Below are 12,275 nucleotides of genomic sequence, written 5' to 3'. Positions count from 1 at the left end.
TTGAGGGGAGCAACGCGGTTGACGTAGTCGGGGCATGTTCTTTTCCGCGCCGGTCGATTATCGTTTGCTTCACACGACGTATCGTTTGCTTTACATAGATTGCGGGGCAAGCCGCGACTGATTTGGGGGGAGCGGCAGTACGGGGCAAGGGAATGGATCGCGCCGCCGAGGAAGAGCGGCGCGCGGTGTGTGCCAGCGGGGTTAAGGATGGCTGTGCTTGCATTAACGCGGTGGCATCACGAAGAGGCGATCCCGCTTGACTCGGTGCCGCGCCTCGGTGTGAGCGACTTTCGTCAGGCGACCATCGATCACGTCGTCGACGGGGCTCAACTCCTCGCTTTGTTCGGCCGGCAAGTTGACGGCGACCAGGTCCGGCTGATGGCCGTGCTGGGCTTTCCCGACGCGGCGCAAGTAACCGTGTTCGAGTGCGACGTCAGCAATCGCTATCCGGCGCTCACGCCCGAATGTCCCCAGGCGCACTGGTTCGAGCGCGAAATCGCCGAACAGTGGGGCGTGGTTCCCGAGCACCATCCCTGGCTTAAGCCGATTCGTTTTCATTCTTCCTATCGGCCCGGCCACGATGCTTGGGGGCGGGCGGTTGGCGCGGCGATCCTGCCATCAGTGACCGACTTCTTTCAAGTTCAAGGGGCTGAAGTTCACGAGGTGGCGGTCGGGCCAATACACGCCAGCGTGATCGAGCCCGGTCATTTCCGCTTTCAGTGCCACGGCGAGACGGTCTTCCATCTGGAAATCTCGCTGGGCTTTCAACACCGCGATGCCGAACGGCACCTGGTCGGCGGGCCGAACAAGCGCACGATCCATTACATGGAAACGCTGGCCGGCGATACGAGCATCGGTCACGCGTCGGCCTATTGCCAGGCGCTCGAAACTCTGAGCAATACGGCCGTGCCTTTGCGGGGCCAGGCGCTGCGGGCAATCGCGCTCGAATTGGAACGAATGGCGTGCCACACGGGCGATCTGGGCGCGTTGTCCGACGATGTGGGCTTTCTGCCGACTGCGGCGTTCTGTGGGCGGCTGCGCGGCGACTACTTGAACGCTTCGGCCCATTTGTGTGGCAGCCGGTTCGGCCGCGGCATGGTCCGTCCCGGTGGCGTGATGTTCGACGCCGAAGGGGAACGCGCCCAGCAGTTGATCGATCGACTAACTCAGCCGCTGATCGACACGGCTGGCGCGGCGCAGTTGTTGTGGGACACGACGAGCGTGCAGGCGCGTTTTTCCAACACTGGGCCTGTGTCGAAACAGAACTGTGTCGAGTTGGGGATGGTGGGACCGGCGGCGCGGGCTTGTGGCGTTCCGCGCGACGTGCGGCGCGATTATCCGTCGGGCATTTACCGGTTGGCGCCGATCAACGTCTCGTCCTGGCCGACGGGCGATGTTTACGCCCGGGCCTATGTGCGGGCGCTCGAAATTGAACAGTCGGGCGAGTTCGTGCTGTCTCAACTCAAGTCACTGCCGGCCGGGCCAATTCGCGCCGAGGTGGGCGAAGTGCGGCCCAATTCGCTGGCCGTGGGTTTGGCGGAAGGCTGGCGCGGCCTGGTTTGCCACGTTGTCCAGACAAATGACCAGGGTAAGTTCCTGCACTACAAAGTGATTGACCCGTCGTTCCGAAACTGGATCGGGTTGGCGATGTCGCTGCGCGATCAACAGATTTCAGACTTCCCGTTGTGTAATAAGAGCTTCAACCTGTCGTACTGTGGACACGATTTGTAAGCATGGGACTTGTCGGTGATGGCCGCCAGCCCGCGCCGTGGTGGTCGATCGCCTGGATTGCCAAGACTGGAACGAGCATCGCATGTTCGACGTCATTCGAGAGCGTCTGCGCCAAGGACACCGCACCGCCGCCTACCCGGCCAAGCCGCCGGCGGTGGCGGATCGCTTTCGCGGGCTGCCGGTCATCGACGACACCAAGTGCGAGGATGGCTGCCGCGCGTGTATCGACGCCTGTCCGACCGACGCGCTGAGCAACGATGGCGAGTTGAAGCTCGATCTTGGGCAGTGCCTGTTTTGCGTCGATTGCCAGCAAGCCTGCCCCAGCGGTGCGATGCGTTACACGACCGAGTACCGGCTGTCGACGCGAACTCGTGAAGACCTGGTGGTTTCGGCCAAGCGAAAGCTGGAGTTGGCCGACGCGCTCGACGCCAAGACCCGCCGCTTGTTCGGCCGTTCGCTCAAGCTGCGCCAGGTGAGCGCCTCGGGCTGTAACGCTTGTGAAGCTGATGTGAACGTGTTGAACACGTTGGTGTTCGACCTGCAGCGGTTCGGCATCCAGTTCGTCGCGTCGCCGCGTCATGCCGATGGGCTGCTGATCACCGGTCCAGTGGCCGACAACATGAAGTACGCGCTGCTCCAGGCCTACGAGGCCATGCCAGCGCCAAAGGTCGTGATTGCCGTTGGCGCCTGCGCGATTTCGGGGGGGCCGTACATTGGCCATCAGATTGTCCAGCAAGGTTGCGATCGGGTGGTGCCCGTCGACTTGTATGTGCCCGGTTGTCCGCCGAGCCCGTGGACGATCCTGGATGGCATTCTGCGATTGTTAGGACGACTCGAAGGGACGCCGGCCGCCGCGGCGCCAAGGCAGGGATAGATACGATGGATCCTGCGCTGGAAACAGGAAGCCCAGTCTTTACTGTCTTGCACTGGCTGCTGGTGGCCATTGTGTTGCTGGCCGCCAGCGGCTTGCCGGCGCTGGGGGGGCCGCGCCGCGCGAATGGACCGCAATTGTTGTCGGCTTTGCTGGCGGTTGGCGGCGCATTACTCGGCCTGGCGACGACACTCGGCTGGTTCATTGGTGGCGAAGAAATGGAGTTGCGTTACGAATGGGCGCTGCCCGGCGCGCAGTTTCACGTGGCCATTGATGGGCTGTCGGCTTGGTTTTTGATTCCAGTTTTTCTCGTGTCGATGCTCGGCACGATCTACGGTATTGGCTACTGGCCTCAATCTGAACATCCCGACAACGGCCGTAAGCTGCGAGTTTTCTATGGTCTGCTGGCCGCGGGCATGGCCCTGCTGGTCATCTCCCGAAACGCCATTCTGTTTCTGATGGGTTGGGAAGCGATGGCGCTGGCGGCCTACTTCCTGGTGACGACCGAGGACCACGAATCCCAGGTCCGCGAGGTCGGCTGGATTTATCTCGTGGCGACGCATCTGGCGACGCTCTTGCTGTTCGCGTTGTTCGGCTTGTTGCGCGGCGTGACGGGGACATTTGAATTCACCGATCCCTTGCCCGCCAACGTGACTACCTCGGCCGCCTGGAGCGCCGCGATCTTCGTCCTGGCGTTGATCGGCTTTGGCTGCAAGGCCGGCATCATGCCGCTGCACTTTTGGCTGCCTGGCGCGCACGCCCTGGCCCCCAGTCACGTCTCGGCCATCATGTCGGGCGTGATCATCAAGATGGGCATCTATGGTTTGCTGCGCATCTTGACCCTGTTTCCGCATCCACCAATCTGGTGGGGAGCGGTGGTGTTGCTGTTGGGGGGCATCTCTGGGGTGTTGGGTATTGCCTTTGCCATTGGCCAGTCCGACCTCAAGCGACTGTTGGCCTATAGCTCGATCGAAAACATCGGCGTGATCTTCATGGGGCTGGGCCTGGCGTTGATTGGCCGCTCGTATGGCCGTGCCGATTGGGTCGCCTTGGGCATCGGCGGCGCCATGCTACATGTCTTGAATCATGCCGTGTTCAAGTCGCTGCTGTTCTTCGGCTCGGGCGCGATTGTACATGCCACGCATACGCGACGGATGGACTTGCTGGGCGGCCTGGGCAAAAAGATGCCGATCACGTCGAGGATGATCCTGGTCGGTGTCGTGGCGGCTGCGGCGTTGCCCCCGCTGAACGCATTTACTAGTGAGTTGTTCATCTACATAGGTCTGTTCCGCACGCTGGAAGTCAAAGGCGCGCTCTGGACCGCGGCGGCCGCGCCGGCGTTGGCGATGGTCGGCGCGATGGTCGTGGCTTGTTACGTCACCTTTTACGGGATTGTTTTTCTGGGGGCCCCGCGCAGCGATCACGGCCGGCACGCTCACGACCCGGTCGGCTCGATATTGTGGCCAATGGGCATTCAGGTGCTGATCTGCGTGCTTCTGGGCCTAGCGCCGAAGATCGTCGCGCCGTACCTTGATCAAGCCGTCGTGGCGTGGACCGGGCCCACGTTGGCGGCCCAGCCGCTTGGTGGGCTGGCCCCGCTGGGCTGGCTGACGGGGATCAACCTCATGGTACTGGTCCTGACCCTGGCTGGGACGCTGGTCGTGCGGGGAATGATGAACACGCAGGGGGCCGAGCGATCCGGCACGTGGGGCTGCGGTTATGCCGCGCCGACGGCACGGATGCAATACACCGCGTCATCCATGTCCGAATGGCTGGTGCGCCTGTTTGGCTGGGCATTGCGTCCCCAGTGGCACTTGCCCCATCTGCGCACGCTGTTCCCCCAGGGCGCGCGGTTCCTGGTCGAAGTACACGACGTGGTCCTGGACGACGCGGTGTTGCCGGCCAGTCGGCGCACGGCGCAATACCTGACCTGGTTCCGCTGGGTCCAGCAGGGGAGCGTGCAGGCGTACCTGATTTACATTATGGCGGTCACGATCTTGTTGTTCCTGTGGCGATAGGCGAGCGCTGGGCGTGAATAGCGATTATCTTCATTATGTACACGTCGGCATCCACGTCCTGGTGGTGCTGCTGCTGCCGCCGTTTTTGCGCGGCGTAATCAATCGGGTGAAAGCCAACTTTGGCGGGCGCGTCGGGCCGCCGATCTGGCAGCCGTATTACGATCTGATCAAGCTGTTCCAAAAGGGCTTTGTGATCAGCAACACCACCTCGGGCATCTTCGTCTGGGGCACGGTGGTGGTGTTCGTGGCGACGTTTTTGGCGGCCATGATCGTGCCGTTCGGGTGGACTGACGCGCCATTCTCGTTTGGCGGCGACATGATCTTGTTCGCCTATCTGCTGGGACTAAGCCGACTGTTCCTGGTGCTCACCGCGCTCGACACCGGGTCGCCGTTCGAGGGCATGGGCGTGGCTCGCGAGATCAGCTTCGCCTGTTTGACCGAGCCGGCGCTGTTCTTCGGCCTGCTGGTGACGGCGTTCCTGTCCAAGAGCGCTCAGATGGGGACGATGCTCAACGAGAAGATGATGTCCGAATGGGAAGTCGGCGCGTCGTCGTTGCTGCTAGTAATTGTCAGTTGGTTCATCGTGATGCTGGCCGAAAACTCGCGTATTCCGTTTGACGACCCGAACACGCATCTTGAACTGACGATGATCCACGAAGTGATCATCCTCGATCACAGCGGCCCGCTGTTGGGGCTCATGCTCTACGCCGCCGAAATCAAGCTGCTGATGTTCGCGGCCTTGGTGGTGCGCATTGCGGTGCCGTTGACGAGCGATCCCTGGCTGAACTGGGGCATCTTCTTTTTGGCGGTTTGCGCCGTGGCGGCGCTGATCGGCGTGGTCGAGTCGATCATGGCCAGGCTGCGGATGCCCGAGGTGCCGAAACTGTTGGCCACGGCCTGTGTGTTGGCCGGGCTGGCGTTCTTGCTGGTAGTGCGGGTGACCATATGAACCAGTGGAATCAAGTCCTCGACGCCGAGTTGGTGTTCGTGTTGTTGCTCAACTTCTTCGTGCTGGTGACCAGCCGGTTGCCCTCGGCGATCTATCTGGTCGGCTTGCAAGGGGTGTTGATCGGGCTCAGCCCGCTGGTCGTACATCAAATCGCCAACGACGCCTTCGACATGCGCGGCGCGCTGTTGAGCGCTGGCACGGTGACCCTCAAGGGGTTCGTCATTCCACGGATGCTCATCTACGCCTTGCGCGAAGTGGGGATCGACCGTGAAACGCACCCGATCATTGGCTTTGTGCCCCAGTTGCTGCTGGGTGTGGCGGGAACAGCCGGCTCGCTGGTGCTGGCGTCGACGCTGCCACTGCGCGAGACGGATACCCACACCACGTTCCTGGTGGTGCCGGCGGCCTTGTCGACGGTGATCACCGGGTGCTTGTTGATGGTGACGCGCCGCCGGGCCATTACCCAGGCGCTCGGCTACCTGGTCTTTGAAAACGGCGTGTTCTTGTTCGGCTTGTTGCTGGTCGAGGCCATGCCGTTCATGGTCGAAGTCGGCGTCCTGCTCGACTTGTTTGTCGGTATTTTCGTGATGGGAATCATCATCGGCCACATCAGCCGAGGGTTCGCCTCGGACAGCACGCAACACTTGTCGAGTTTGAAAGATTGATCCCGGCGCGATCGCCCACTGCGCGATCGACGGCGCGAAACGCATCGGACGAAAGCAAATGGTTCCTGGCATGGCGATGGGGTTGTTGATCGTACCGCTGATCTGCGCCGCGATTGTGGCGCTGGTGCCGTCCAACCGGCTGCGCCCGTGGCTATTGCCATTCGGTTCGGGCGCGCACCTGCTGTTGACGATCCAGGCGCTCAATATCCCAAGCATCCGCGCGCTCGACGATTGGATCGTGCTCGACGACCTAGGCAAGTTGTTCCTCGGGGTCATCAGTGTCATGCACTTCCTGTGCATGTGCTACGCGCCCGGTTATTTGCGCTTGCGCCCGGAACGCTCGAACCGCGTGCTGTGCGCCTGCTTGCTGATGTCATTGTCGGCGATGACGTTGGTGGTCCTTTCCCATCACTTGGGGCTGATGTGGGTCGCGGTCGAAGCCACCACCCTGATCAGCGCGCCGAGCATCTACTTCAATCACAACCCCCGCTCGATCGAAGCCACCTGGAAGTATTTGTTGATCTGCTCGGTGGGGATCGCCATCGCCTTGTTGGGGTCGTTCTTCCTGGCTTACTCGGCCGGCCGTGAATCGACGCTGCAGTTCGAAACCCTGGTGCTTGAAGCGCCGCAATTATCCAAGGAATGGCTGCACGCCGCGTTTGTGCTGTTGCTGGTGGGCTATGGCACCAAGATGGGCCTGGCCCCGATGCACACCTGGAAGCCTGACGCCTATGGCGAAGCGCCGGGGCTGGTCGGAGCGCTATTGGCCGGCGGGGTGACCAACGTGGCGTTCTTCGCCATTTTGCGGTTCTATCACATCATGTACGCCGCTGGCGACGCGGCCTATGCGCGGCAATTGCTGCTATTTCTAGGGCTGTTGTCCATGGCCACGGCCGCCGTGTTCATGATCCGCCAGCGCGACTTCAAACGCTTGCTGGCCTATTCCAGCGTCGAGCACATGGGCATTCTCGTGTTTGGCATCGGCATCGGCGGCCCGGTGGCGATTTTTGGCTCGCTGTTGCACATGGTTAACAACGCGATGACCAAGGGAGTGTTGTTCCTCTCGGCCGGCAACATCCACCGCGCCTTCAAAAGCAAGTCGACCGCCGAAGTTCACGGCGCGATGGCCAGTTTGCCACTGTCCAGTTCGCTGCTCGTGGCGGGCTTCCTGGCTGGTTGCGGCTCGCCCCCGTTCGGACCCTTTGTCAGCGAATTCACCATCGTCACCGAAGCCTTTGCCAATCACCATTACGTGCTGGCCACCGTATTCCTGGCGATGCTGATGATTATCTTCGTTGGCATGGGTTCGACCGTGCTGTCGATCGTGCTGGGCAAGCCGTCGAAGCCCGAAGTGCCGTTCCCCGATGGCCTGCTCACCGGCGCGCCGGTGATCGTGTTCATGGCCATCGTGACGCTGTTGGGGGTTTACCTACCCGAGTGGCTGCGCGGCCTGCTCAACGACGCGGTCACGTTCCTGCAAAGCGTCCGCGAAGTGGGCGCCAGCCAGTAGCCGGCGATTCGCCCCGGTGCCGCCAGTGAGAGACAGCATCGATTAGCGCATGCGTCACGCGCCCGGCGTCGCAACAGCGATTAACCGCGCGAGTTGCCCTTGGTTCGACGGCGCGACTGGTGAGCGCCATTGGCGCCGGTGCCATTGCCGGCGTGGCTGATGGCGTTCGCCTGGGGCGCGTCCTGTCGCTTGGGGCCCATCGTGACCAGCAGTTCCTCGGCCAGTTTCTGCGACATTACCGTGAAGTCGCGCGGATTCGTCATGGCGTAAGCCAGCCCGGTGGCCGCTCCGCCCGAACTCAGATAGTTGCGCAAGTAAGCCGGCGTCGAGACATGGTGCGACAGGAAACTGAACACGCCAAATAGCACTTCAATGTCAAACTTCCCGGATCGTTCGACTTCCAATCGCAAGTCATACGCGGTCTGGGCCGCGTTCATGCAGACCGCGCTTTGGATCAACGCTTCGCGGTAACCGGGCATGTTGCGGGCGTTCTGGCCCCAGACCGTTTTCAGCCCGTTGGCCGCTTCGCGAACCGGAACGAACAAGCGTTGCAGAATCGACCGCAGCATCAGCGGTGTCGACCGCGACCAAAATCGTTGGGGCTGCAGATAAGCCTCGACCGCGCCGGTCACGGCGCCGCAGCCGGTATGCCCCAGCATGACCATCACGCGAACACTGTCGCTGAGGACGTTCAAGGCAAAGCCAATGCTACCCAGGCACTCGTCCCCCAGCACGTTGCCCGCCACGCGAATCACGAACAGGTCGTTAAACCCCTGGCCGAAGATCATTTCGGTCGGCACGCGGGCGTCGGAGCAGCCAATGACCACGGCAAACGGCGACTGCTTGGGCATTTCGCACTCGTTGCGGACCATGCCCACTTCCAGACCGTTGCATTGCACCACGTAGCGCGGCTCGATGTCGCCCGCGCAATCCTGGTCGCGGCAACTTTGCATCCAACTTGCGAATAGTCCGTTCCCTTCTTCCAGCCGGCGCTTGGCCTCTTCGGCATCGGCGGGGAGCAGCTTGACGCTGGGGTTCTTCGGGTCAAAGCGATAGACGTAGTCGATGGTATTCATGGCGTGCGTAACTCCGCAGGCGATTGATCGACGTGCGTGGGCGCGTTGCGCCGGCGCATGAACCGGGCTCGGTTCGCGGCACAACTCTTGGTAATAATACCGCGCCCCTCGGTGAACTCACGCCAGATCACCCGGCTGGAATCGGTTTTCCCGCCCCCACGACCCGCAGCTTCGCTCTAAACGGCCGTTGTCGTGGCCACCACCCGCCAAGCGCGACAGTTGGCGGGATTGTTAGAACCGAAACTGAAAGGTGCGGGCAAACCAGCGCCCAGCCCGCCAGCCCAGCGGCTGCCAGGGGGCGTAGATTTTGGCCCAGCCACGCTGCCCGGCGACCAAAGCCGCGTCAGCCCCTTCCAGGGGGTAAATCAGCACGTGATACGAGGTCGTCTGCGGACGCTCGGCGCCATGTTCGTCGGTCTTGGTGGCCAACTCGCCACCAGCCTTGTTCGACAAATGGCGCGGGCTCTCGCGCACCTCGTCGCTCGACACTTCCACCACTCGGCCACGAAACGTCTTGCCCGGCAACGCATCCAGGCGGACGTCAGTCACTTGCCCAGGGTGCAGGTAGACAACGTCGGCCTGCTCGACCACGGCCAGGGCCTGCATCGAGCGCGGATCGCCAACCTGGCAAAACATGTCCTGCGTCGTCAGCCAGCAGCCTCGGTTTTGCACGTCGAAGGGACTTCCCCACCAGGCGACCAACTCGCCTTCGGTCGTCGCTGGCTCGGGCACTTCAGGGGCAGGCAAGACGGTCCCCGTCTGGGCAGCGCGGATTTCCAAGCGCGCGACGTCCCGTTGCTTTTCGGCCAGTTGCTGCTCGGCCGCGGCCAGCGAGCTTTCCAGCTCGGGAATACGCACCGCAGCCGAGTCGTCCTCGAATCGGCGAAAGCGCAAAGCGGCGACCTGCGATCGAAGTTGTTCGCAGCGTCCGGCCAGTTGGGCCACGCGCAGTTCAACGTCGACATTTTCTAGACGCGCCAGCGGCTGGCCCGACTGGACCCGATCGCCCGGCTTGACCAGCACCTCGACGAGCCGGCCGGGGACTTCGACGTACTGCCGTGCGGCATCGTGCGGCTCCAGTTCCAGCGTGCCGTACACGCGATGTGGTAGCGGCATCAAAAACAGCGCCGCAACCAGCCCGCCGGCAATGGCCAGCGACCAGCGAAATCGTTGGGGATGCACGAGATCGATCCTCCCAGGCCGCGCAAAAAAGTGTACTAGCCGCCACAACGGCACGCCGACCAGACTGACCAGGCTGAACGCCCCCAGTGCGCGTCCGATCAGCTCGAGCCGGTAGGGTTTGAACATTTCGTTCAGAAAAAAGACCATCGACCAGACGACCAGCCAGCGGTACACGGTCGACGCCACGGCATAGGCCATGAACCAGCCCCGATGCTCGCGAGGCAAGAACGGGTCGTCAGGCAATTCGAGCCCCAGCAAGTATTCGCCCGCCCGCCGGCCAAGCAGCGACGAGGCTTTGGCCGACAGATTGGGCACTTCGAGCAGGTCGGCCAGAATGTAGTAGCCGTCGTAACGCATCAGCGGGTTGCCATTGAAGGCCAGCGTGCTGACCGAGCTGACGAACATGGCGCTCAGGCACAAATGATTCAACAAGCCAGGCGCGGTACACCACCACAGCCACGTGGCCAAGGCCGCGATCACCAGCTCGACGTACATGCCCGCCGCGCCAATGGCTGCCCGGTGCCACTTGTTGGGCAGCATCCACGAATCGCTGACGTTGCAGTACAAGGCCGGCGTGAAAACCAGCAGCAGCAAGCCCATCTCGTGGCACTCGCCCCCCAGCCGCTTGCACGCCAGCCCGTGACCAAACTCGTGCAGGACTTTCACGCCAGCCATCACCAGCAGCATCCAAAAGGCGTTGCCGACGGTGAAGAATTGCTGGAACGATGGCAGCCGGGCCTGGAACTCATTGAACTTCACGCCCACCAGCAATAGCGCCGACAGGGCAAACAACACGTTCAGCGTCACCGCCGCCGGCGAGAACAGCCACCCGACGCGCGGCGACAGCCAAGCGAGCACCGGGTCCGGGTTGAAGCCGCGAAAGCGGATGGCGAGCAACTGTGTCCAGCGCTGTAGCCGAGCCGTGTTCATGCGCTCGGTGCGCTGCTCGAAAAGTTGTTGCCCCTGCCCTGACGCATCGGACAGCACCAGCCGATTGCGGCTCAGGGTCGTCAGGTACTGTCCCAGTTCTTCCGGGCGAATCTTCTGAGGCGAGAACTGCTGCTCGAACCGCGTGCGAATCTCATCCAGGCTGTTTTGGCCGTCGAGGTGATCGAGCAGGAAATACTCTTCTTCTTCCAGGCGAAAGTAATTCAGGCCGAGCGGATCTTTGACAATCCAGTAAGGCCGCCCTTGGTAGCGGTGGCGCGTGGCCTGCAGATCGGGGCGCTTGCGCACCGCCAGCCGGCGCTGGCTGCTGGTGACCATACTGGGGGCCAAGGTTGGCATCGTCGTCGCGCGCTCGTGGAGAAAAGCTTGACGTTGGCCCTGCCGAATTATGGCCGCCGCGCGGTCGAAGCGGCGGCCGCAGAAGTGTCAATCAACAAGTCGGCCTCGATCCCCGGCCGCAACAGCCAGCCGGCGCCGTCGCGGCGATTGGTCACTTCGGCCAGCACTTGAAAGTCGCCGCCGAATTGCACGATCGGGCTCACGAACACCACCTGGCCGGTGAAGACTTCTTCGCGGCCGCGTGACAACTTCACGCGCACCGTCACGGGGCGGTTGGCGATGTCGGCGGGTGTGTAGTCTCGGGCGTTGACCGAGCCTTCGATCCGCAACCGATCCAGGCGAATCACGCGCAGCACTTTGTCACCGGGTTGGACCCATTCACCGGGACGGAAGCGAATCTCGACCACTTCGCCATTCAGCGGCGCGATCAATTGCCGACGGCGCAGATCGACCTGGGCCGCTTCCAGCTTGGCCGCGCCGGCGTCGGCTTCGAGCATGGCGACCAACTGCTCATGCTCCGCCTGTTCGATCTGAAGCGCGGCCTGATTGTAGGTCAACTCAAGCTTTTTCATCTCGATGGCCGGTCGCGTGCCGGGGACGCGGCGGTTGGCCTCGCGGTTGGCCTCCAGGTCGGCCTGGGCCACGTTGGCGGCCGCCTTGGCAAAGCGGACGTTGATATCGTTCTGGGCCTTTTCCTGGGCCGCCTTGTAATCAGCGGTGGCAATGCGCATCGCCGCCGCGGCGCGCGAATCTTCGAGTTGGGCCAGAATCGTCTTTCCTTCTTCGACCCGGTCCCCTTCGCAAACATGGACGGCCATCATCCGGCCGGCCTCTTCGGCCGGAACCTCGACATCGTCGATTAGCTTGACCACCGCCCGGGCGACATGGGCGTGCCCCGCCGAAGGTTGAGACGACTCAGCCGGAAACGCGGCCAGCAACAACGCGAGCGAGAAACTAACAGGCAACATGCAACCACTCGTTTCTTG

Annotated in this window: 9 protein-coding genes; 6 read left to right on the top strand and 3 right to left on the bottom strand. The window is 62.5% G+C overall.

The features are described from left to right. Window positions 1–207 precede the first annotated feature (207 nt). The 6 genes from JSS27_04925 to JSS27_04900 all read left to right on the top strand — a co-directional run bounded on the left by JSS27_04925 (window position 208) and on the right by JSS27_04900 (window position 7,744). A complete protein-coding gene (locus tag JSS27_04925; GenBank protein MBS0208278.1) occupies window positions 208–1,731 on the top strand; it encodes an NADH-quinone oxidoreductase subunit C in 1,524 nt (507 codons plus the stop codon). Between the two features lie 82 nt (window positions 1,732–1,813). After that, a complete protein-coding gene (gene nuoB, locus JSS27_04920) occupies window positions 1,814–2,605 on the top strand; it encodes an NADH-quinone oxidoreductase subunit NuoB (protein ID MBS0208277.1) in 792 nt (263 codons plus the stop codon). A gap of 5 nt (window positions 2,606–2,610) precedes the next feature. Then, window positions 2,611–4,620 carry a hydrogenase gene (locus JSS27_04915; protein ID MBS0208276.1) on the top strand — a complete coding sequence of 670 codons (2,010 nt, stop codon included), beginning with the start codon at window positions 2,611–2,613 and terminating at the stop codon, window positions 4,618–4,620. A gap of 13 nt (window positions 4,621–4,633) precedes the next feature. After that, window positions 4,634–5,569 (top strand): NADH-quinone oxidoreductase subunit H, encoded by a 936-nt coding sequence (locus JSS27_04910; protein ID MBS0208275.1) that lies wholly within the window; start codon window positions 4,634–4,636, stop codon window positions 5,567–5,569. Next, the gene (locus JSS27_04905) at window positions 5,566–6,234 is read left to right on the top strand and encodes a hydrogenase (GenBank protein ID MBS0208274.1); all 669 of its coding nucleotides are present in this window, start codon (window positions 5,566–5,568) and stop codon (window positions 6,232–6,234) included. The genes JSS27_04910 and JSS27_04905 overlap by 4 nt, the downstream gene beginning before the upstream one ends. 70 nt (window positions 6,235–6,304) lie before the next feature. Beyond that, window positions 6,305–7,744, top strand: a complete 1,440-nt coding sequence (locus JSS27_04900; protein ID MBS0208273.1) for a hydrogenase — start codon at window positions 6,305–6,307, stop codon at window positions 7,742–7,744. An 80-nt stretch (window positions 7,745–7,824) separates the two neighbouring features. Here JSS27_04900 and JSS27_04895 read toward each other — a convergent pair whose 3' ends face one another. From JSS27_04895 to JSS27_04885, 3 genes are all read right to left on the bottom strand, one after another. Beyond that, window positions 7,825–8,820, bottom strand: coding sequence for a carbonic anhydrase (locus JSS27_04895; protein MBS0208272.1), 996 nt, complete (start codon window positions 8,818–8,820; stop codon window positions 7,825–7,827). 231 nt (window positions 8,821–9,051) lie between these two features. Continuing rightward, window positions 9,052–11,289, bottom strand: a complete 2,238-nt coding sequence (locus tag JSS27_04890) for a biotin/lipoyl-binding protein (protein MBS0208271.1) — start codon at window positions 11,287–11,289, stop codon at window positions 9,052–9,054. 47 nt (window positions 11,290–11,336) lie between these two features. Continuing rightward, window positions 11,337–12,257 carry an HlyD family efflux transporter periplasmic adaptor subunit gene (locus JSS27_04885; GenBank protein ID MBS0208270.1) on the bottom strand — a complete coding sequence of 307 codons (921 nt, stop codon included), beginning with the start codon at window positions 12,255–12,257 and terminating at the stop codon, window positions 11,337–11,339. Window positions 12,258–12,275 lie beyond the last annotated feature (18 nt).

Source organism: Planctomycetota bacterium, from assembly GCA_018242585.1.
Classification (GTDB): domain Bacteria; phylum Planctomycetota; class Planctomycetia; order Pirellulales; family PNKZ01; genus JAFEBQ01.
This window is presented reverse-complemented; position numbering and strand designations above follow the sequence as displayed.

What these genes read in the sequence shown, in the direction of transcription:
- JSS27_04925 (MBS0208278.1), top strand. Translation starts at nt 208, where the DNA reads ATGGCTGTGCTTGCATTAACGCGGTGGCATCACGAAGAGGCGATCCCG.
- nuoB (MBS0208277.1), top strand. Translation starts at nt 1,814, where the DNA reads ATGTTCGACGTCATTCGAGAGCGTCTGCGCCAAGGACACCGCACCGCC.
- JSS27_04915 (MBS0208276.1), top strand. Translation starts at nt 2,611, where the DNA reads ATGGATCCTGCGCTGGAAACAGGAAGCCCAGTCTTTACTGTCTTGCAC.
- JSS27_04905 (MBS0208274.1), top strand. Translation starts at nt 5,566, where the DNA reads ATGAACCAGTGGAATCAAGTCCTCGACGCCGAGTTGGTGTTCGTGTTG.
- JSS27_04900 (MBS0208273.1), top strand. Translation starts at nt 6,305, where the DNA reads ATGGCGATGGGGTTGTTGATCGTACCGCTGATCTGCGCCGCGATTGTG.
- JSS27_04895 (MBS0208272.1), bottom strand. Translation starts at nt 8,820, where the DNA reads ATGAATACCATCGACTACGTCTATCGCTTTGACCCGAAGAACCCCAGC.
- JSS27_04890 (MBS0208271.1), bottom strand. Translation starts at nt 11,289, where the DNA reads ATGCCAACCTTGGCCCCCAGTATGGTCACCAGCAGCCAGCGCCGGCTG.
- JSS27_04885 (MBS0208270.1), bottom strand. Translation starts at nt 12,257, where the DNA reads ATGTTGCCTGTTAGTTTCTCGCTCGCGTTGTTGCTGGCCGCGTTTCCG.